General features: G+C 47.4%; 21 protein-coding genes. All 21 read left to right on the top strand.

The annotated features are described in order from the left end of the window. Positions 1 to 94 precede the first annotated feature (94 nt). The 21 genes from E3E24_RS11605 to E3E24_RS11705 all read left to right on the top strand — a co-directional run bounded on the left by E3E24_RS11605 (position 95) and on the right by E3E24_RS11705 (position 19948). Positions 95 to 520, top strand: coding sequence for a hypothetical protein (locus E3E24_RS11605; protein ID WP_167916055.1), 426 nt, complete (start codon positions 95 to 97; stop codon positions 518 to 520). Positions 521 to 949: 429 nt separating this feature from the next. Further along, positions 950 to 3013: a formate dehydrogenase subunit alpha gene (gene fdhF, locus E3E24_RS11610; RefSeq protein ID WP_167885167.1), complete on the top strand. Its 2064-nt coding sequence runs from the start codon at positions 950 to 952 to the stop codon at positions 3011 to 3013. 5 nt (positions 3014 to 3018) lie between these two features. After that, positions 3019 to 3516 carry a 4Fe-4S dicluster domain-containing protein gene (locus E3E24_RS11615; protein ID WP_167885168.1) on the top strand — a complete coding sequence of 166 codons (498 nt, stop codon included), beginning with the start codon at positions 3019 to 3021 and terminating at the stop codon, positions 3514 to 3516. A 14-nt stretch (positions 3517 to 3530) separates the two neighbouring features. Continuing rightward, a complete protein-coding gene (locus tag E3E24_RS11620; protein WP_167885169.1) occupies positions 3531 to 4982 on the top strand; it encodes a hydrogenase 4 subunit D in 1452 nt (483 codons plus the stop codon). 6 nt (positions 4983 to 4988) lie between these two features. After that, positions 4989 to 6968 carry a complex I subunit 5 family protein gene (locus E3E24_RS11625; protein WP_167916056.1) on the top strand — a complete coding sequence of 660 codons (1980 nt, stop codon included), beginning with the start codon at positions 4989 to 4991 and terminating at the stop codon, positions 6966 to 6968. A gap of 10 nt (positions 6969 to 6978) precedes the next feature. Next, positions 6979 to 7881, top strand: a complete 903-nt coding sequence (locus E3E24_RS11630; protein WP_167885171.1) for a respiratory chain complex I subunit 1 family protein — start codon at positions 6979 to 6981, stop codon at positions 7879 to 7881. A gap of 3 nt (positions 7882 to 7884) precedes the next feature. Then, the gene (locus E3E24_RS11635) at positions 7885 to 9636 is read left to right on the top strand and encodes an NADH-quinone oxidoreductase subunit C (protein ID WP_167885172.1); all 1752 of its coding nucleotides are present in this window, start codon (positions 7885 to 7887) and stop codon (positions 9634 to 9636) included. Next, positions 9636 to 10253 (top strand): NADH-quinone oxidoreductase subunit I, encoded by a 618-nt coding sequence (locus tag E3E24_RS11640; protein WP_167885173.1) that lies wholly within the window; start codon positions 9636 to 9638, stop codon positions 10251 to 10253. Before E3E24_RS11635 ends, E3E24_RS11640 begins: the two co-directional genes overlap by 1 nt. Then, positions 10250 to 11050, top strand: coding sequence for an NADH-quinone oxidoreductase subunit B family protein (locus E3E24_RS11645; protein ID WP_167885174.1), 801 nt, complete (start codon positions 10250 to 10252; stop codon positions 11048 to 11050). Before E3E24_RS11640 ends, E3E24_RS11645 begins: the two co-directional genes overlap by 4 nt. A gap of 22 nt (positions 11051 to 11072) precedes the next feature. Beyond that, the gene (locus E3E24_RS11650; RefSeq protein WP_206205346.1) at positions 11073 to 11306 is read left to right on the top strand and encodes a hypothetical protein; all 234 of its coding nucleotides are present in this window, start codon (positions 11073 to 11075) and stop codon (positions 11304 to 11306) included. 4 nt (positions 11307 to 11310) lie between these two features. Further along, positions 11311 to 11595: a monovalent cation/H+ antiporter complex subunit F gene (locus E3E24_RS11655; RefSeq protein WP_167885176.1), complete on the top strand. Its 285-nt coding sequence runs from the start codon at positions 11311 to 11313 to the stop codon at positions 11593 to 11595. Continuing rightward, positions 11592 to 11945: a monovalent cation/H(+) antiporter subunit G gene (gene mnhG, locus E3E24_RS11660; RefSeq protein WP_167885177.1), complete on the top strand. Its 354-nt coding sequence runs from the start codon at positions 11592 to 11594 to the stop codon at positions 11943 to 11945. The genes E3E24_RS11655 and mnhG overlap by 4 nt, the downstream gene beginning before the upstream one ends. Then, a complete protein-coding gene (locus E3E24_RS11665) occupies positions 11938 to 12192 on the top strand; it encodes a hydrogenase subunit MbhD domain-containing protein (protein WP_167885178.1) in 255 nt (84 codons plus the stop codon). Before mnhG ends, E3E24_RS11665 begins: the two co-directional genes overlap by 8 nt. Positions 12193 to 12246: 54 nt before the next feature. Further along, the gene (locus E3E24_RS11670) at positions 12247 to 12966 is read left to right on the top strand and encodes a Na(+)/H(+) antiporter subunit B (protein WP_240912131.1); all 720 of its coding nucleotides are present in this window, start codon (positions 12247 to 12249) and stop codon (positions 12964 to 12966) included. Continuing rightward, on the top strand, positions 12963 to 13355 hold the full coding sequence (locus E3E24_RS11675) for a sodium:proton antiporter (protein WP_167885180.1): 393 nt from the start codon (positions 12963 to 12965) through the stop codon (positions 13353 to 13355). Before E3E24_RS11670 ends, E3E24_RS11675 begins: the two co-directional genes overlap by 4 nt. Next, complete coding sequence (locus E3E24_RS11680; protein WP_167885181.1) at positions 13352 to 13837, top strand: Na+/H+ antiporter subunit E; 486 nt, start codon at positions 13352 to 13354, stop codon at positions 13835 to 13837. The genes E3E24_RS11675 and E3E24_RS11680 overlap by 4 nt, the downstream gene beginning before the upstream one ends. Positions 13838 to 13848: 11 nt before the next feature. Continuing rightward, positions 13849 to 15414, top strand: coding sequence for a proton-conducting transporter membrane subunit (locus E3E24_RS11685; protein ID WP_167885182.1), 1566 nt, complete (start codon positions 13849 to 13851; stop codon positions 15412 to 15414). Between the two features lie 26 nt (positions 15415 to 15440). Continuing rightward, entirely contained in the window at positions 15441 to 15860 is a 420-nt protein-coding gene (locus tag E3E24_RS11690) for a nucleotidyltransferase (RefSeq protein WP_167885183.1), read from the top strand. Positions 15861 to 15997: 137 nt separating this feature from the next. Next, positions 15998 to 18136, top strand: a complete 2139-nt coding sequence (locus E3E24_RS11695) for an ABC transporter substrate-binding protein (protein ID WP_167885184.1) — start codon at positions 15998 to 16000, stop codon at positions 18134 to 18136. A gap of 2 nt (positions 18137 to 18138) precedes the next feature. Next, entirely contained in the window at positions 18139 to 19185 is a 1047-nt protein-coding gene (locus tag E3E24_RS11700) for an iron ABC transporter permease (RefSeq protein ID WP_167885185.1), read from the top strand. Next, entirely contained in the window at positions 19178 to 19948 is a 771-nt protein-coding gene (locus E3E24_RS11705; protein ID WP_167885186.1) for an ABC transporter ATP-binding protein, read from the top strand. Before E3E24_RS11700 ends, E3E24_RS11705 begins: the two co-directional genes overlap by 8 nt.

The following is a 19948-nucleotide window of genomic DNA, read 5'->3' on the forward strand; positions in this document are numbered from 1 at the left end:
GGGGTTTGGGTTATGATTTTCCTGGTAGGGTTTATTTGAGGGGGGCTCCTGTTGGGTTGAAGTTGTGGTGGTTGTTCAGGGGGGTGAGTGCTGTATGACATCCGCGAAAAAATTTCAGGATACAACAGCTCTTCAGTCTTTGCCTTATTCTGCAATAAGAGAAGAGCTTGAGAAGGAACACGAGAGCCTTACGGAATTTCTACACAGTATTGCAAATGCATATATTGTATATTACTGTGATCCAGTCTTACGCTCCCTGTTCTTCTACACACTAGCCGTGAAGAGCAAGATAAAGGAAGTTGAGGAAATTCACAAGACATTCTGCACGGAGGCTATTTCCAAGGGTGCTAAAAAGATATCACAACTTGCAAATGTAGATGAAAAAACCGCTATGGTTGTTTTTAAGGCGTTCTATGGCGCTCTACTTTCAAGATTGATCTTTGTTGAGTACTTGTGCACTCCAGATGTCGATTATGTCTCGGAAATTATCAGATTGATAGAGAAAAGTTTGAAAAATTAACACATTAAAAAGGAATATTTTAAATATTTTTTTGCATAATCTCATTTTTTCTGAGCATATTTGTACATTTGAACATTGTTGCTAAAAGTTAGTAAACAGGATTACTAATGGATTTTTATAATGTTAATTAGTTTGTTTTAAGTGAACAATGCTCTTTTGTATACATCTTAATGTTGCGCTCCAAAGTGCAACTTCATGTACACGGAATGTTACCCATTTTAGCATTTTCATGTTAGTTTGAATAATATAATTTAAATAGAATTGCAAAATTTATAACATATTGTCAGTAATTGACTAAATGGTCATAAATTTACATCAAAAAATCAACTATGTGTATAACACAACGTAAGGAAAAAATATTTAAATGGTTCATTGCTTACCATATCCGAATAAACTGACTAGTCAGTCACAGCTAATTGGGTGGTGGGTATGGCAGAGAAGCTTGTGCCAGTAGTATGTCCATGGTGTTCTGTTGGTTGTAGGTTCTATATAGTAAGCGTCAATGGATATCCTAAGAAAATTGAGTTCGATTATGAGCATGATACCAGGAACCATGGCAAGCTTTGTCCAAAAGGTGTTTCCTCATTCCAGTACCTCAGACATCCAGACAGGCTTAAGAAGCCCCTCAAGAGAGTTGGCGAAAGAGGTGAAGGTAAGTTCGTCGAGATAAGCTGGGAAGAGGCAATTAGGGAAATTGCGCAGAAGCTTAAAGAAATAAGGGAGAAATACGGTCCTGAGGCTCTTGCTTTTCTCGGAAGTGAGAGGTGTTCCATAGAGGAGAACTATGTCCTCCAGAAGCTGGCTAGAGCTTTGGGAACCAACAACCTTGACTACGTTTGTAGAATGTGTCAGTCAACGGCCGTCGCCGGCAAGGGAATGGTTCTTGGGCATCCTGGCCTGACGAATCCATTCGAGGACATTCTCAAGGCCAAGGTCATTGTTCTCTGGGGATACAATCCAGCCGCAACTAATCCGGTCTTCTTCGGTCAGTACATTGAGAAGGCAATTCTCGACAATAACGCCACTCTCATTGTCGTTGACCCAAGGAAAACGAAGACCGCCAAATACGCGGACATACACCTGCAGCCGTATCCCGGAACCGACCTTGCTGTTGCCTTGGCTATGCTCAACGTCATAATCACTGAGGAGCTTTACGACAAGGACTTCGTGGCGGAGCGTGCGGAAGGTCTTGAGGAGCTCGCTAAGACCGTTGAGAAGTACACTCCAGAATGGGCCGAGAAGGTCAGCGGTGTTCCGGCTGAGCTCATAAGGAAGGCCGCAATTACCTTTGCGACTGCTGGAACTGCCGCCTTGCTGACGAACGAGGGTGTTAACCAGCATGCCAACGGAACGAGGACAGTTATGGCCCTCACCGAGATGATGGTTCTCTGCGGCTACTTCGGAAAGGAGGGCGTTATGTCTGGAGCCATACCAGGTGCCCACAACGGTATGGGTGCTGGACTCATGGGTATTGAGCCAGATGCACTGCCAGGAAAGTTCCCACTTCACGCTGAAGAGCACAAGAAGAGAATTGAGGAAGTATGGGGCTTCGAGATTCCGGAGAAGCCTGGAATAACTTACGTCGAGATGATTGACGCAATCCTTGAGGGTAAGCTCAAGGCTCTCTACGTTATGGGAACTAACCCAGCAAAGTCCCTCCCGAACCTAAAGAAGGTTGAAGAAGCGTTTAAGAACATCGAGTTCCTCGTTGTCCAAGACATCTTCCTCACTGAAACCGCGAGATACGCCGACATAGTTCTTCCAGCTGCCGCTTGGTTCGAGAAAGATGGAACTGCTATAAGCTTCGAGAGGAGGGTTCAGAGGAGCTTTAAGGCTGCTGATGCACCAGGAGAGGCCAAGCCAGACTGGGAGATTATCGTAATGCTCGCGAAGGAGCTCGGCCTTGGGGAGTACTTCAACTACTCCGACGTAGACGACATCCTGAGGGAGATAAACAGAACGATTCCACCCCTTGCTGGCGCGACACCCGAGAGGCTCAAGAAGAACCTCCAAGGCTGTATGATACCGTGTCCAGACGAGAGCACCGAAACACCGAGGCTTTTTGTCCAAGGCTTCCTGACGCCAAATGGAAAGGCTCAGCTCATCCCCGTGGAGTATAAAGAGCCTGGAGAGGTTCCTGACGAGGAATATCCCTTCTGGCTCACCAACTACAGGCTTGTTGGCCACTTCCACACTGGAACCATGAGCCACAGGAGCAAGAGCCTGAGCAAGAGGTGGCCGGAGGAGTACATTGAGATCAACGAGAACGACGCGAAGAGGCTCGGCATAAAGGACGGCGACCTCGTAAAGGTCGAGACCAGGAGGGCAGCGCTGGTTCTCAAGGCTAGGGTCACGCCGCACATTAGAGAAGGCGTTGTCGCTGTTCCATGGCACTGGAACTTCAACTACCTGACCAAGGACGTTCTCGATGAGTATGCCAAGATGCCCGAGCTGAAGACAGCCGCTTGTAGAATTTCTAAGGTTGAGGGGTGATTTAAATGGGCAAGAAGATATTTATCGATTTTAGGCGCTGCATCGCCTGTAAGGCTTGTGAAGTTGCTTGTGAGATGGAGCATGGAGAGGCTAGAATTAGGGTTTTTGAGTTCCCCGACTTGACCAGCGTTGCCTTCAACTGCCGCCACTGTGAAAAGGCTCCGTGTATGGAAGTCTGTCCTGTCAACGCGCTCTCCAAGGACGAGGATGGCGCAGTTATTCTCGATCCCCTCAAGTGTATCGGCTGTCTTATGTGTGGTCTTGCATGTCCATTTGGTGTTCCAAAGGTAGACGAGTACAACAAGATAATGGACAAGTGCGATCTCTGTGCTCACCGCAGAGCAGAAGGAAAGCTCCCTGCCTGTGTCTCAGCGTGCCCAACTGAGGCTCTCAAGTACGGTGACATAAACGACGTTCTCTGGGCTAGAGAAGGAAGGATAATCGCTCAGCTCAAGGACATCGGCGACAGGACTAATGTCCTCGAGGCGTACATCATTAGGTGATAGGAGGTGCTGAGATGAACGCCTCTCTCTTCATCATCTCTTTTTTGATTCCACTGCTCTTCGGTCCGTTTCTGTTCAAATTAGATGGTAGAAAGGCTGATGTCTTCATGCTTATTGCGGTTGTGTCTTCTTTCTTGGCTAACCTAGCGGGAGTTATTGAGTATTTAAATGTGGGTGGCTCTTATCACATCGTTTACCTCAAAACTTCTTCCCTCGGTGAGGTCTACGGCATTATAATTGACCCGATGAGCGTTTTGGTGGGCTTCGTTGTTAGTCTCGCGGGTGTTCTGTTCCTCCTCTACGCGGTTGACTACATGAGCGAGAAGAACAAACAGCACCCCGTTTACTCCGATAAGGGTAGGTTCTACGCTTGGATGGTCATCTTTGTTGGAGCTACGCTGGCCTTCATATACTCCTCCACGACACTCCAGCTGCTCATATTCTTCGAGATAATGGGACTCGCCTGCTGGGGTGTTGTTGGCTATTATAAGAGTTCAAAAGCCGAGAGAGCTGCATACAAGGCTCTGCTCGTGCCGAACTTCGGTGCGATGGTTGGTCTTTATACTGCTGTTGGTATTGGCATCCTCAAGCTTCATGATCTGAGCCTTTATGCTCTTCAGAACCTGAGCGACGACCTTAAGCTTCTGGTCTTCTTGGGCATAATGGTTGCTGCTTTCACTAAGAGCGCCCAGTTTCCACTCTACTCATGGCTTCCGGATGCAATGGCGGCCCCAACACCTGCTTCTGCTTTTCTCCACGGTGCGGCAATGATTGAGATGGGTGTATACCTGCTCGCCAGGGCTGCCCAGTTCATGCAGCCGATTCCAGAGACAGCTTTCTACGTCATGCTGGCCTTCGTCTCGCTGACTTTACTCATAGCGATTCTTTATTACCCACTTCAGAAGGACGCCAAGAGGCTTTTAGCTTACTCCACTATAGCAGAGGCTGGAGTGATGTATGTCGGTGTGCTCTATGCTGTGCTCGGCTCCGCCTACGGCCTTCAAGCCGCGATGTTCCAGCTGGCTAACCATGCGTTTGTTAAGGGTTTAGCTTTCCTCACTGCGGGAACCTTCAGCTACGCCTTTGGAACGCTTGACATGGAGAAGATTAAGGGTCTTGGAAAACTCGCTCCCGTCGTCGGTGCAAGCTGGTTCCTGGCCCTCCTTGGATTGGCTGGAGTCCCTCCGCTCGGCCTGTTTTTCAGCAAGGCCTACCTCTTCATCAACGCCTCAGCGACAACTGACTGGGTCGGGTGGATTCCGCTCCTCCTCGTACTGGCAGATGCGACGGTTTTCCTCATGGTGTCACTCGGATGGATTAAGAGGATGGTCTTCAGCGAGCCAGCGGTGGAGAGTGCGGAAGTGTCCCCGCTGATGCGCTTTGTCCTTGTGGTTCTAATAGTCCTCGCCATAGTTGCCCCGTTCCTAAGCATGAAGCTCGTGACCAAGATAAGCTTCGTGGGGTGATGTGAGATGATTGAAATACCCATTGCGCTCTACTCAATCTCAGCGGTTTCTGGTCTTATTGGGGACTTTAAGAGGAGCATCAAGGTTTCGAGTGTCCTCTCTGCTGTAGCATCCTTGTCGCTCATAGGCATAGTTGCGGATGCATTATCCAAAGGGCTTCCTGTTCAGGAGAGCTTCTTGGGTGTATCTCTCACGATAGACAGCATCTCCCTTCCATTTCTCTTCATCCTTGCACTCCTCAGCCTCGTGGTTTCAGTATACTCTTTTTCATATATGGAAGTCCATAGAGACGTGGAAAGACCCTTTGCTTACACGCTCCTCTACGGCACGTTTGTAGTATCGATGGTGTTCGTGGTATTGGTTTCAAACTTGCTTTGGTTCGTTTTCTTCTGGGAGCTGATGACGCTGACGTCTTTCGTCTTTGTGAGCTGGAAGGAGCAGAACGCTGGGATTAAGTACCTCCTCACAATGCAGCTCGTCAACACGGTACCCCTATTTATAGCCCTCGGAGTAATCTACTCCGCCACAGGAAGCTTCATCGTTGACTATGCCACCCTTAAGGATGTCGTAGTGTCACTCTCCTCGACTCAGCTCAGGCTACTCTACGTGATGTTCCTCGTGACGTTCCTTGCAAAATCCGGAAGCGTGCCCTTCCAGTTCTGGGTACCTGATGCCTATGAGGCTGCTCCTAGCAACATAGCCTCCCTGATGGCTGGAGCCATGGAGAAGATGGCAGTTTACGGCCTGATAAGGCTCCTCTGCAACGTCCTTCCGTGCAATGAGACCATCGGCTATGTCCTCGTTATCATCGGAATACTTACCATGACCTTCGGCACCCTCTACGCCCTTAGAGAGACCCACGCGAAGAGGCTCCTTGCCTATTCAAGCGTTGGTCAGATGGGTTACATCTGGTTCGCGGTGGGCATGGGTATGGTCTTCTTAGCAAAGGGCATGGAGAGCCTGGCTTACCTGGCCTTCCTCGCCGGAGTCTTCCACTCCTTCAATCACACCCTCTTCAAGGGGCTACTCTTCCTTATCTCTGGCAACTTCGAGTACTCTGCAGGTACGGCAGACCTCAATGAGCTGGGCGGTCTGAGGAAGGCAATGCCATACTCATCGCTCTTCACTGTTATAGGCGCGCTTTCCCTCGCTGGAGTGCCCCTCTTCAGCGGCTTCCTCTCCAAGTGGATGATTTACCAAGTAGGCTACTACTCTGGAATCTCTCTCTTTGTCCTCGGTTCAGTTATGGCAGTGTTCATGAGTGCTGTAACCCTAGCGTATTCGCTCAAGCTTTACACATCTGCTTTTGGAGGTGAACCAAACAAGAAAATAGAAAACGCCGAGGAAGTTCCCTTAGGAATGCTCCTCGCCGAGGGGATACTTGCCATAATGTCACTCGCGGTTGGAGTCTTCCCAGCCATCGCTTATCCGATACTGACGGTTTCGCTGGAGGGGAACAGCGTTACAGTTACCGTTGACTCTATATTCACTGGCTTTGATTACTTCTCACCAATAGCCCTGCTCCTTGCGGTTTCATTCGTTGCAGTTGCTTTGTACTTTGTCCTTAGACCAAAGACGACCGATGTCAAACCTTGGAACGTGGGAGCTCTCTTTCTCCCAGAAGAAAGATACGGAGCAAAGGCTAGGGACTATTATGAGCAGTACTTTAGTGAAATGGAGGGTGTGTATAAACTTGGAAAAACCGCTGGTATGGTCGGAAAGGTCATTCTTTCAGCTTTACTATCTTTTTATCTCATCCTTGCCAAGGGACTCGTATATACAGGCAGAGAGAAAAAGCGCTCTTTCACCCTCAGTGAGCTTCGTCATCACAGCGCTAGATACCTAGACGAGGCATTCTTTGTTCCGATAATGGACTTGGTCAAGAACATTGTTGTGCTAATTTCTGGCATTTCAGTGTCCATGGATGATCTCTTCTTGGCCTCAATGCTGACTACGGCAATAATACTTGCACTCTTGGTGCTGTGAGGTGATGAGGATGGATTATGTAAGTTTAATTGCTGCTCCAATAGTCATTTTCCTCCTTCCTCCACTCCTTGATGGAATAGGACGAAAAATAAAGGCAAGGATTCAATACAGGAGAGGTCCACCGATAATGCAGACATTCTACGACCTTGAAAAGCTGCTCAAGCTACCGTCAGTGCTTCCAACCGAGAACCTTATCTTCAGATTAGCACCCTATATCGCACTGGCTTCTGCTGTTGCTGGAGGATTAATGCTTCCCTTTGGTAAAGAACCAGTATTAGCCTTTGGAAAAAGCCTCATAGTTTTCTTCTACGTTATGACAATGGTCAGCGTGGCTATGGTGTTAGCAGCTTTCTCCGTCCAGAATGCGTTCTCGCACATAGGAGGACATAGGGAGGTTATGCTGATACTTTCGATTGAGCCAGTGTTGGCCAGTGTCTTCGGTGTCCTAGCATTCAAACTTGGAACACTCAACGTTGCCGAGATGCCCTTCAGTGTTGGTCTTTCACTTTCCGTTGCCCTCGCTTACATCCTGCTGGCTTACGCGGTCTATGTTGAGGGTGGTTTCGTACCTTTTGATATAGCCGAGGCAGAGACCGAGGTAATTGGAGGGCCTCTCACCGAGTACAGCGGGAGACTCCTTGGGATATTCAAGTACTCCCTTCTAATAAAGAGGATAGTACTGCTCTGGCTACTGTCTTCATTGGTCATGATTCCCGCTCTGGATTTCCTCGGTATAACTAGCTCTATAGTAGTGTTTATCGCTCAACTTGTCATGACTTTCTTGTTGTATTCACTTGCTGTGGCATTAGAGGCTGCAAATGCTCGTTTGAGAATTGACCAAGCAGTTTCCCTGAATAAGAAGATATTCCTCATGTCCCTGGTTGTTTTGTTAATAGCGTTAGCGGGGTGGTGAATTATGGAGTGTAGCGTGTGTGCTGGTGGATGCAAATCTGCTGAAGTTGATGAGACTCTTGAGGATGGTCATCTGAGGAAGTTTGTGGAGAAATTCAAAGAAGTTATTTTTGAATGTAAAAAGCTTACGAGAAACCAGTACTTGTTCGTAGTCGATAAGAACGCCCTTCCAGAAATGGTGCTCTACTGGCACAACAACTCTGAGCTAAAAGAGACTCACTTCTCGATGGGAATTGGAACTGACGAAAGGAGCATTGCTGGAAAGTTTGCATACGCTCCGGTGATAAACGTTACCGTTGAGCCTGGAAATGGAGATAAGAACTACTGGGTTATCTTGAAAGCATATCTTGACGAGGACAACCCTGAATTTCCGTCAATAGCTGCAGAGCTTCCAGCTGCACTCTGGGCAGAGAGGGAGGTTTACGATCTTCTTGGCTTTAACCCTAAAGGTCATCCTGACTTAAGGAGGCTTGTCCTGCCTGAGGACTGGCCTGAGGGTGTTTATCCACTCAGAAAAGATCACGACTACAAAGCATCTCCGATGGATACTCCCAAGTGCTACTACAAGCCTGGACCACCAGACACCATGACAGTTCCGATAGGTCCTTATCATCTTGCACTAGATGAGCCAGCTCACTTTAGAATATTCGTCAAGGGAGAAACAGTAGTTGACGTTGATTACCGTGGCTTCTACTCCCATAGAGGAGTTGAGAAGATAGGAGAAGGGAGGCTGACCTACAACCAGGTTCTCTTCATAGCTGAGAGAATCTGCGGAATCTGTGGCTTTCAGCATTCAACGAGCTATGCTCAAGCAGTTGAGAACATTGCTGGTGTTGAAATTCCTGAAAGGGCAATGTACATAAGGACGATAATGCTCGAGATCGAGAGGATCCATTCCCACATGCTTTGGGCTGGCGTTGCTGCACACCTAACAGGATTTGATACTGGATTCATGCACGCTTGGCGCGTCAGAGAGCCAGTCATGTGGCTCGCAGAGAGGCTTACAGGGAACAGAAAAACCTACGGAATCAACATCGTTGGTGGCGTCAGGAGGGACTTCCTCGACTACCGCAAAGAGATGATAATGGAGAAGATTAAGGAGCTCAGAAGGCAAGTTGAGGAGTTTATCGAGATAGCGACCGGTACGGCAACCTTTGTCAAGAGGGCTGAGGGAGTTGGAATTCTGCCGTACAAGGTGGCCAAGGCTTACTCAGTCCTCGGTCCGAACGGAAGGGCCAGCGGGAGGAACATTGACGTTAGGAGAGACCAGCCCTTCGCGGCATACAAGGATCTGGACTTCAAGGTGCCAGTTTACAAAGAGGGTGATGTTTTAGCCAGATTCCTCATCAGAATGGACGAGGTTCTTGAGAGTATCTGGATAATTGAGCAGGCCATTGATCAGATGCCAGGAGGAGACGTCTTCGTACCAATAGGCGAGCTCCCGGAGTATGAGGAGGGTCTCGGCTACAGCGAAGCTCCAAGAGGTGAGGTCATCCACTACGTTATGACTGACAAGAAGAACAAGGTCTATCGCTGGAAGGTTAGGGCTCCAACTTACAACAATCTGCCAGCAGTTCCGGAGATGCTCAAAGGCTACAGCGTTGCCGATGCTCCTCTTATCATAGCGAGCATTGATCCGTGCTACTCCTGTACTGAGAGAGTCCAGATAGTGGACGTTGAGACTGGAAAAGCTAAGGTTCTGAATGAGCAGCAGTTCAACATGCTCTCAATACAGAAGGGCAAGGGGGTGGCATAATGGCCCAGACGATTTCATTCACTGACAGGCTCAAGTTCTGGAAGAGACCAGAGGAGGAAGTTAAGAAAGCTCCCGTTACTACACCATATCCCTTTGTTGACATCGAAAAGCCGCCTGAATACAGGGGAATACCCTACATAGATCCCCATCTCTGCATCGGTTGTGGCGCCTGTGTTAGGGCCTGTCCACCAGACGCGCTCACGATAGAGTGGGACTTTGAGAATGGGAGGAAGAGAATTGTCTTCAATGCAGCGCGCTGCATAAGGTGCCACCGCTGCGTCGAAGTTTGTCCAACCGGTGCGATGCAGGGCACAACGAGGTTCGAGATAGCAACACCGAACAAGGAGGACCTCATCGAGGTTGTTGACCACAAGCTCTACAGATGTCCGCGCTGTGGGAAGTACGAGGAGTTCACGGAGAGGCAGATACAAAAGATGTTCCAGATTCTTCCGAAGGAAGTCATCGACCAGCACGGCATAGCCGAGAGAGCTTTTCTCTGCAGGGAGTGCAGGATGGAGGAGAGTGCTAAGACCTTGGCGGTTCAAGGTCCCTATGCGGATAGCCTTCTCCTTTCCCTCTATCCGAGAGGTTCAAAGGTGATGGGTGAGAGGAGATGAGCAGGTTGAAGTCTGTTTGGGTCTTCCATGTTGACAGCGGCTCATGTAATGGTTGCGACATCGAGATACTCGACGTGCTCACGCCATACTACGACGCCGAGAGGCTGGGAATAAAGCTTGTGCCGAGCCCAAGGCATGCAGACGCCCTTCTCGTCTCGGGCCCGCTAACGAGGCAGACTTATTACGCTGTCAAAGCAGCCTACGAGGCAATGCCGCCAAAGCCAAGGATAGTTGTGGCTATAGGCACCTGCGCGTCCAGCGGTGGTATATTCTACAATGGATATCCAATCTACAATCCGAACCCGGAGAGGGGAAGTGACAGGCTCAGGACTGGTGGAATAGAGGTTCTTTTAGCGGAATACGGGAAAAAGCCCGATATGTACATCCCGGGATGTCCACCAAGTCCAGAGGAAATACTCTACGGGTTGGCTCAGCTCCTCGGCCTGAAGGAGAAAAAGATGAAGGGTGAGTACTACTATGCAGATGAGATTGAGTTCATTTTGCCTGACAGACCTATTGAGGAAAGGATTTATCTGACACTCAGAGAATCCCTGAGGCGCGTTGTGGGTTACTTCGATAGAGAGAAAGTTCTTGAAGATTTTATGCAACTTGTAAAGAAGGCCCAAGAGAGCGAGAACCCGAGAGAGAGGCTCCACGAGCTTGTCATTGGCTACTTCTTGAAGGAGAAAGATTCCCGCGTGAAGTTCGCGATAAGATTTCTCGAAAACGAATACTGGAGGTTGAAGGATGCCTACGAAAAGAGGCACATGGCACTTGTTAAAGCTAGTATACGTTAATCCTCCATATATTTCTAAGGCTATGGCACACTTCGCTGGCGACATGGCTGTGCTAGAGGAGCTGGGGACGCTTAAGGAGAAAACAGTTGAAGTAATCAAGGAAAGTCTTGGAACAAAAAGAGACGAAATAGACCTGTCCATAAGCGACCTGATACTGATACCAGTGGAAAGGCTGCCCGAAGACGATAGGAAGCTCCTCTTAAAGGTTGCCCAGGAGCTTGAGGGAGATGCCAAACTCAAGATAGTGAGGAGGTGATAGTGTGAGCCTTGAGTCCCAGTTCTTTCTGCTTATGAAGTTCGTGATACCAATTTACCTGTTAGCATTCATCCTCTACGCTGTTAGGGCATTTAAAGGCCCAACGATAGTAGACATAGTCCTTGCCGTTGACTGTCTGTCCTTTGATGTAGCTGCGTTCATGGCTATCCTTGCAGTTTACTTCAGGAGCGTCTTCCTTGTGAGCGGGGCGATGATTCTAGCGCTCTGGGGCTATTTGCTGGACATTTACATAGCAAAACACTTGGTGAGCAGGGAGGTGGGAGCATGAGCGTTCTGTTCTACGTTGGGGCAGTCCTCATCGTCATAGGCGCGCTCTGTGACTTGTTTGGTGCTTTGGGTCTGCTCCGCTTCCCGAACTTCTACGTTAGGATGCACGCTGCTACAGTGGGGATAATTGGCGGCGCTGCGGTTCCGCTCTTCGGCGTTGCCCTGCTTGCTCTTGGTGCGGACTTCCTTCATCATAGATACGCGATTGCCGGAGCGAGCTTCATCACTGGAGTGATAGTTCTCTTAGCCTCTCCAGCTGGAAGCCACGCCCTGGCCTACGCCGCTCATAAGGCCAAGCTTGTCCAGAGGCCAGAGATTGACCATTTGGCAGAGGTGAGGGGTGATGATTGAAATTCATCTGTTAATCCTCAGCCTTGCTCTCATGCTCGGCTTCGTTGCCAGCTATCTAGCTGTGACTGAGAAGGATCTGCTCAAAGCGGTCGGATTTTCGGCAGTGCAGGCCATAGCTTACGCCATAGCCTTCTACATCCTTATGGCTCCCGACATTGTCCTCGCCTACATAGCGATAGCCGTGGGAATTTACTCTGCCCTGCTGATATTTGCTATCAGCAAGACCGAGAGATACGAGGTGGTGTGAATGAGGAGCAAGAGTCTAATTACTGCCATTGCAATCCTCACCTTCGCTGCACTCATGACTTATGCCGTGGTATCTCTCGGTATCTTTGGTGATGGTACTGGGATTAGGCCCCTTGGTGAGTTCTATCTTGAGAACAGCTACTTTGGTGATTACTCGGCTAAGAGTCCGGAGGTTGTTACCTCAATTCTCTGGGACTATCGTGGTGTTGATACGCTCTTTGAGACTGCTGTCTTCTTCCTCGCCATAATAGGTAGCCTTACCGTCTTTAGGCTCACCAAAGAACAGGAGAAGGAAGTTAAAAAGGCTGAGAAAGCCCCAACTGAGCTGACACCAATAGTGAAGGACGTCACGAAAGTAATAGTCGTCATGATTCTTGCTGTTTCAGCTTCGATTGCTTTGCATGGTCATTTGACTCCTGGTGGTGGTTTCCAGGGTGGTTCAGCCCTAGCAGTAGCGCCTCTCCTCATCATCGCTGCTTATTCAAAGTATACCCTCGAGGAGAATGGCCTCGATAAGACGAGAGCATTAATCCTGCGTTCTATTGGTCTCTTAGGAATTGCATTGACTGCACTGGTTCCACTATTAACTGGTGGTTTCATCATGCAGAATCAACCAATATTCCCTGCCGAGCTCGATGGACAACTCATCGGCGGCTCACTGATTTACTACAACTTCTTCGAGTTTCTTGCGGTGGGAGCAGGCTTTACAGCAGTATTCCTGCTCTTAGCAATTCCAGAAGAGAAGTTCAAGAAAATCCTGGGGGTGAAAAAATGAGCATCTTGGAGTTCCTGTGGGATTATCTCTGGGTCGTCCTCCTGCTCACCTTGGCTGTCTCGCTGTACGGTATAATCGCCAGGCCGAACATGCTGAAGAAAATCATATCGCTCACGATACTCGGTGATGTTGTTAACGTCATGGTAGTCTTCATAGGCTACCGCCTCACTTATCCAGTGGTCCCGCCGATACTGCCGTCCCTTTCAAAGGAATCCCTCAGTCAGTTTGTGAACACTGCCGTTGACCCGCTTCCACAGGCCCTTGTCATAACCGCCGTAGTCATAGGAATGGCCGTGAACATGCTCTTGGCTGTGCTGACGATACAGCTCTACCGTCTCTACGGCACGCTCGACGTCAGGGAGATAGCTAAGAGAGGTGGTGAGGAATGAGGGGCGTCCTTCCAACTGCTTTACTTGCCTTTATTACCTACGTGCTCTTCACGGGCTCTGCCACTCCCTACGACCTGTTCACGGGTGCAATTGTCGCCGTGGGTGTAGGACTGCTAATGGGTAAATATGTCGTCCAGAGCGACGCTAAGGCATTGAACCCGGTAAGGTGGTTCTGGAGTATTGTTTACTTCATCTGGTACATGCTCGTGGCCGAGACCAAGTCTCACATTGACGTAATACGCAGAATAATTACTGGCAACTACAATCCTGGAATAGTTAAGGTTCCCGTTGATGTCGAGACGAGCTACGCGAAAACGCTCATCGCCAACTCAATAACCAACACCCCGGGAACATATGTGGTCAACATGGATGAGAAGTACCTCTACGTGCACTGGATTGACGTAGCAACTGAAGATCCTGAAAAGGCAAGGGAAGAAATCTCCGCCGACTTTGAGAGGTTCGCGAAGAGAATACTGGAGTGAGGTGAGAGGAAATGGACGTTGTAGGATTAACTCCCGTGATCCCGGTCATCTTTGCCTTTGCACTCCCTCTGACTTCGATCATCGTTAAGGGTAACAGGAAGATAATCCAAGCCTATGCACTACTCGGCACGGGTTTAACCTTAATCAGCGCGCTCAAGCTTTTCGAACTAGTGTACTCCTCTGAAAAGCCGCTGATATATACTTTTGGCGGCTGGACTGCTCCAATTGGCATAATCTATGAGGTTGACAGAACTGGGGCACTCATAACTCTCCTCACCGCCGCGCTGATGTTCCTCATTGCAATTTACAGCTACCGCTATCTTGAGCACGAGGAGGGTTTGGAGTGGTACTATACACTTTATTTAGGCTTGGAAGCTGGACTTTTGGGTGTTTTACTCACTGGTGATGCTTTCAACCTCTTCGTCATGATTGAGGTCACCAGCATTGCCGCCTACGCTCTAGTGGCGTTCTACAGGGGAAGGAAGGACGCAGTTCATGCTGCATTGAAGTATGCCTTCATAGGCGCGATAGGCACGACTATGTACTTCTTAGCGCTTGGAATTCTCTACGGGGCTTTTGGTACGGTTAATCTTGCTGATTTATCGGCAAAAGTTCATGGTTTGAGTTTTCCAGTGACTGGCAGTCCAGTTGGGAATATTGTAATTGCCTCTGGTGTTGCTTTAGCCTTAGCCACTTGGGCGTTTTTAATTAAAGCGGCAATTGTGCCGAATCACTTCTGGCTTCCGGAAGCTCACCCAGCGGCACCAAGCCCAATTTCAGCAGTCCTCTCCGGATTAGTCGTTAACGTCGGAGTTTATGCCCTGATTAGATTCCTCTACACGGTCTACGGTGGTGAACTCACACCGGGTCTGGCAAAAATCGTTGGAACCCTGGGGACAGTAGTCATAACCCTCGGTGCGGTTTCGGCACTTTTCGGTGCACTCATGATGAACGCCCAGAGGGACGTTAAGAAGCTCATAGCTTACTCCACGATAATGCACATGGGCTACCTCTTCATGGCTGTTGGATTAGGAACACAATTAGGCTTACAAGCAGCATTATTCCACATTGTCAACCATGCCATTGCCAAGGCATTACTCTTCCTTGCTGCGGGCATGTTCATCCACGCCGTTGGCTCAAGAGACATCAATGATATGGCTGGTTTGGGCAGGCAGATGCCAATGGCAACTCTCGGACTCGCAATAGCAACCCTCAGCCTCGTAGGAATTCCACCGTTCAACGTGTTCTTCAGCAAGCTGCTCCTCTTTGATGCCCTGATGGAGAGAAGTTTTGCTTTGGCAATGGTCATTGTGGTCAGCTCTGTGACGGCACTCGTTGCCTACATGCGCGTCTTCTACAAGGTATGGCTTGGCAAACCAACCAAGGACGTCACAGTGAAGGAACCAGTAAGCATGAGCCTAGTGGTTCTTCTGCTGGCAGCGACGGTTATTGTAATAGGTCTCGTTGCACCGATAGTGCTCCAAAACTACATAGAACCTGCAGTAGCCCAGACAGTGAATTATAAACTATACATTCAGACTGCACGTGAATATGCGTTAAGGTTAAAACTCCCCTAACCTCTTAAATTTTTGGAGGTGCTGAAATGAGTATTGAAGAAGCAAAGCAAAAGCTTTTCCAGCGGATAACGGAGTTCTACGGTGATAATTTGCTCTCTGTGGTCTTCTATGGGGCTCACCTGAAGGGCAAGCTCAATGAGATTGACGTCCTCGTGATCATTGACAAACCCTACGACCCAGTCAAGCTCAACCGCGTGGCGGACTTCATAGAGAATATTAAGGAGCCTGTTGAGAGGGAGTATGGTTACTTTATAGCTTTTGAACTCTACACAAGAGAGGAGGCGGAAAACTTTCACGCGTCTTATCTTGACATTGCAAAAGCTTATGAAGTAGCATATGATAAAGGTGATTACTTCAAGAACCTTTTAAGGAGAATGACTCATCCAGACACATCTATGGAGCATATAAAGTACCTCACAACTATTGAGATTTTAAAGGACGAATGATTTTCGAAATTCCTATTTTTCTGTCTTAAACCTTTAGTTGAACACCTACCGTTTTAAAAAGCGTTAAAAATTGCCATTTTAATTCTCATTTGATAATACAAAATCTAAAATCAGTAGCACAAATGGTGGTGAAATTTATGAAGAGTAACAAAAAATTTTTGGCTTTGCTTGTGCTGTCAGTTTTAGTTTTCAGTGTCTTCAGTGCCGGTTGTATAAATCAAAACTACCAGACAGAAACAACAAGCAAGGTTACAGCTAAATCCTCTCCTACCCAAAGCCTTCAGGAGCAGAAACCTGAAACAACTACGAGCAAAGCTAAATATCCAATAACGCTTACGGACTTTGCTGGAAGAACTGTAACAATAGAAAAGCCACCGGAGAGAGTTATTGTCCTTACGAGCTATTGGGCAGAGATTTTGTGTATTCTTGGGATTCAAGACAAGATTGTAGGTATTGGAAAGTACATCCCTTACGATCCGTATATTCCAGATGATGTTAAAAAGAAGCCCGTAGTGGGGAGCAGCTTCAAAGGCTTGAACTGGGAAACTGTTGCAAGCTTGAATCCAGATTTGATAATCGTGGACTGGTATGGAGGAAAGTACAAAGACGCTGAGACGATTAAGAAAGCTGAAGAGCTTGGGATACCTGTTATAGCTCTGAGTGCAAAGAGTGTTGAGGATAATATCAAGGTCATTGAGCTTCTAGGAAAAGTTTTTGGAAAAGAGGAGAAAGCTGAGGAACTTACAAGCTGGATGAAGGAAAAGCTGGATGAAGTTAACAAAATAGCAAGTCAGATTCCAGCAGATAAGAAAAAGAACGTTCTTCTCATAAGCGCTCCGAAAGATATAGGTGGTCCAATCACTGTTTATGCAAAAGGAAGCGCATGGGCAAGTATTGTTGAACTCGTTGGCGCTCACAACTTGGCTTTTGACAAGGAGTTTGACACCCAGTGGCCAAAGCTCGACTTGGAGAAGATAATAGCCTACTGGGGAGACAAGGCTGATGTTATAATCGTAACCTCCTTCAGCCAAGACAAGCTTGAGAAAGCAGTTAACGACATCAGAAATGACCCAAGATGGAGAGAAATTAAAGCAGTTAAAGAGGCCCATGTTTACGGAATTTTGGCTGGCTCTAAGGGGTTCTTGGACTGGGGGCCGAGAATAATAGTCGGCGTCTATCAGATGGGTGGGTTAATTTATCCAGAATATTATCCAGAGTGGAAGCCAATAGCAAAAGAGCTGCTTGAGAACTTCTATGGGGTTAAATACGAAGTTCCAGTAACTGTCATGGATTCAATGGGGAGAAAAGTAACTTTTGAGAAAGTTCCGGAGAGGGTAATCGTTCTGAGTAGCTACTGGGCTGAAGTTATGTACTGCTTGGGAGTTGCAGACAAGATAGTGGGAATTGATAAGTACACACCAAAGAATCAGTTCTTGCCTGAAAGCGTTAAAGAAAAGCCTCAAGTCGGAAGTACTTACAAGAAGGGCATAAACTGGGAGACCGTTGCAAGCCTAAACCCAGACTTGATAATTATGGGCCGCTGGAAGGGAAGCTTTACTGAAGGCGAGCTTGATGTTATTGAAAAGTCAAAAGAGTTTGGCTTCAAAGTTTTGGCATTTGGAATTCCCGACTCTAATGTAACTGGAACAGAAATGCCATACGAAAACATCAGGATAATCAGAGTTCTTGGAAAAGTTTTTGACAAAGAGAAAAGAGCTGAAGAGCTTGCAAGCTTCTTAGAGAAGTATTACAACGAAGCGCTTGAGATAGCGAGTAAAATACCAGAAGACAAGAAGAAAAACGTCCTTATAGTTTATGGTTCATCAATCGCAGGAAAATACGCGACTGGAGCTATAAGCATCTCCTACAAGGGATCAGCTTATGCTGAAACCGCTGAGCTTGTAGGAGCGCACAACGTTGCATTTGACTACAACTTCTCAACACAGTATCCAAAGCTTGACTTAGAGAAGCTCATAACTTACTTTGGAGATAAGACAGATGTTCTGATAGTGGTTGACTGGGATGCAGAGAGGCTCAATGAAGCTGTAGAAAAGATAAAGAGCGACCCAGCATGGCAGGAAATCAAAGCTGTTAAAGAAGGAAATGTCGTTGGAATATTGGTGAGCTCATGGAGAAAAGACGCCACAGCATTATATGGACCAAGATTCATCACCGGAATCTATGCCTTTGGACATGCGATTTATCCGGAATACTATCCAGACTGGAAGCCAATATATGAAGAGCTTCTCAAGAGGTTCTACAACATGGAGGGCTGAGTATGAGAAGGCTTCTCTCTCTTTTCCTTTTAGTTTCTCCAATTTTTGCATTCTTCATAAGCTTATGCATTGGAGCTTATCACATCCCTCTCTCTGCTATTGTGGATATGGTGACGCTAAAAATCCTCCAGCTCATTTCTGGAATTTTAGCTAAAATAACTTTTGGAAAGGTTAATTTCACTGTTCAAATCCCCTATCCAAGCGTTTATCAGACTATTCTTTTCAAAATAAGACTTCCAAGGGTTATCTTGGCGATGATTGTCGGTTCTGCATTGGCCCTCTCTGGGGCGGTTCTTCAAGCTATATTTAGAAATCCCTTAGTTAACAGCTATATTTTAGGAATCTCAGCGGGGGCTGCTTTTGGCGCTGCTTTGGCTATAGGTCTTTCTCTGAGCTTGGGTGTTACTCCTTTGGCCTTTGCTTTTGCTTTACTCGCTGTGTTCTTGACAACTTCTCTGGCCAAAATCGGTGGAAGAATAACTCCTGTTTCGCTCGTTCTTGCTGGAGTAATTGTCAATGCATTCTTTTCGGCGTTAACTTCCCTGTTGAAGTTTTTGATGGAGCATGAAAAGCTGGCGAGCGTTGTTTACTGGCTCATGGGAAGCTTTGCAGACGCTGACTGGCATTCAGTCAAAGTTGCATTTCCTGTGATACTTCTTGGATGTGCATTGATTTATCTAATGCGCTGGCAGCTGAACGTCTTGTCTTTTGGAGAAGAAGCCAAAATCGTTGGAGTTGAAACTGAAAAGCTGAAGTTTGCTTTTATCATAATAATCTCTCTCATAACCGCTGTTTCAGTTGCTTTCTGTGGGATAATTGGCTGGGTAGGCTTAATGATTCCGCACATTGTTAGAATGGCATTTGGGCCAGATCACAAAACACTGATACCCCTAACAATAACTGTAGGGGCTTCATTCATGGTTTTAGCTGATACATTGGCGAGGTCAATTGCCACTTATGAAATCCCAATTGGTATTTTGACAACAATCCTTGGAATTCCATTCTTTGCGTATCTGCTAAGGAAGACGGGCGGTGGTTGGAATGCTTGAAGTCAAAGGCTTATCATTTAGCTACGGTGATTTCAGCGTTGAGGATGTCTGCTTTGAGGTGAGAGAGGGTGAGATTTTAACGCTGCTTGGCCCAAATGGTAGCGGGAAAACAACGATTCTGAAAAGCATTTACGGATTGCTGAAACCAGAGAAAAAATGTGTCTTCATAGATGGCAAAGACTTTCACTCACTTCCCCTAAAGGAGAGGGCTAAGTTAGCCGGCTATGTTCCTCAGTCTCATCATCCTCCTTTTCCCTATACTGTTTTGGACGTTGTGGTTATGGGTTTAGCTTCTCAGCTAGGTATTTTTGAGAGCCCAAGGGAAGAGCACTATCAAAAGGCTCTGGAGAAGCTCAAGCTCATAGGAATGGAGCGTTTTAAGGATAAACCCTACACACAGCTGAGCGGAGGTCAATTGCAGCTTGTTCTGATTGCTCGTGCTCTCGTGCAGGAACCAAAAGTCCTTCTCTTGGATGAACCCACTGCTCACTTGGATTTTAAAAACCAGGTAAAGGTTCTCGGGATTGTGAAGAGATTAGCAAAAGAGGAAAGTATCTCCGCTATCATGACTCTCCACGACCCGAATTTGGCCTCACTTTATTCAGACATGATTGCTCTTGTTAAAGGGGGCAGAATTAGAGCTCTTGGGAAACCGAATGAGATTCTAAGAGAGGAAATTCTTGAGGAAGTGTATGGCGTCCCGATATGCATTCTTGAATTCAACGGATTTAGACTTATACTTCCAAAAACAGAGGTGGTTTAA

Source organism: Thermococcus sp. LS2 (assembly GCF_012027375.1).
In the GTDB taxonomy this organism is placed as follows: domain Archaea; phylum Methanobacteriota_B; class Thermococci; order Thermococcales; family Thermococcaceae; genus Thermococcus_B.

Bases quoted from the DNA above. Each gene is read 5' to 3' on its own strand.
- E3E24_RS11665 (WP_167885178.1), top strand. From the start codon at position 11,938: ATGATTGAAATTCATCTGTTAATCCTCAGCCTTGCTCTCATGCTCGGC.
- mnhG (WP_167885177.1), top strand. From the start codon at position 11,592: ATGAGCGTTCTGTTCTACGTTGGGGCAGTCCTCATCGTCATAGGCGCG.
- fdhF (WP_167885167.1), top strand. From the start codon at position 950: ATGGCAGAGAAGCTTGTGCCAGTAGTATGTCCATGGTGTTCTGTTGGT.
- E3E24_RS11615 (WP_167885168.1), top strand. From the start codon at position 3,019: ATGGGCAAGAAGATATTTATCGATTTTAGGCGCTGCATCGCCTGTAAG.
- E3E24_RS11620 (WP_167885169.1), top strand. From the start codon at position 3,531: ATGAACGCCTCTCTCTTCATCATCTCTTTTTTGATTCCACTGCTCTTC.
- E3E24_RS11685 (WP_167885182.1), top strand. From the start codon at position 13,849: ATGGACGTTGTAGGATTAACTCCCGTGATCCCGGTCATCTTTGCCTTT.
- E3E24_RS11705 (WP_167885186.1), top strand. From the start codon at position 19,178: ATGCTTGAAGTCAAAGGCTTATCATTTAGCTACGGTGATTTCAGCGTT.
- E3E24_RS11650 (WP_206205346.1), top strand. From the start codon at position 11,073: ATGGCACACTTCGCTGGCGACATGGCTGTGCTAGAGGAGCTGGGGACG.
- E3E24_RS11635 (WP_167885172.1), top strand. From the start codon at position 7,885: ATGGAGTGTAGCGTGTGTGCTGGTGGATGCAAATCTGCTGAAGTTGAT.
- E3E24_RS11680 (WP_167885181.1), top strand. From the start codon at position 13,352: ATGAGGGGCGTCCTTCCAACTGCTTTACTTGCCTTTATTACCTACGTG.
- E3E24_RS11625 (WP_167916056.1), top strand. From the start codon at position 4,989: ATGATTGAAATACCCATTGCGCTCTACTCAATCTCAGCGGTTTCTGGT.
- E3E24_RS11640 (WP_167885173.1), top strand. From the start codon at position 9,636: ATGGCCCAGACGATTTCATTCACTGACAGGCTCAAGTTCTGGAAGAGA.
- E3E24_RS11695 (WP_167885184.1), top strand. From the start codon at position 15,998: ATGAAGAGTAACAAAAAATTTTTGGCTTTGCTTGTGCTGTCAGTTTTA.
- E3E24_RS11630 (WP_167885171.1), top strand. From the start codon at position 6,979: ATGGATTATGTAAGTTTAATTGCTGCTCCAATAGTCATTTTCCTCCTT.
- E3E24_RS11645 (WP_167885174.1), top strand. From the start codon at position 10,250: ATGAGCAGGTTGAAGTCTGTTTGGGTCTTCCATGTTGACAGCGGCTCA.
- E3E24_RS11675 (WP_167885180.1), top strand. From the start codon at position 12,963: ATGAGCATCTTGGAGTTCCTGTGGGATTATCTCTGGGTCGTCCTCCTG.
- E3E24_RS11690 (WP_167885183.1), top strand. From the start codon at position 15,441: ATGAGTATTGAAGAAGCAAAGCAAAAGCTTTTCCAGCGGATAACGGAG.
- E3E24_RS11700 (WP_167885185.1), top strand. From the start codon at position 18,139: ATGAGAAGGCTTCTCTCTCTTTTCCTTTTAGTTTCTCCAATTTTTGCA.
- E3E24_RS11670 (WP_240912131.1), top strand. From the start codon at position 12,247: ATGACTTATGCCGTGGTATCTCTCGGTATCTTTGGTGATGGTACTGGG.
- E3E24_RS11605 (WP_167916055.1), top strand. From the start codon at position 95: ATGACATCCGCGAAAAAATTTCAGGATACAACAGCTCTTCAGTCTTTG.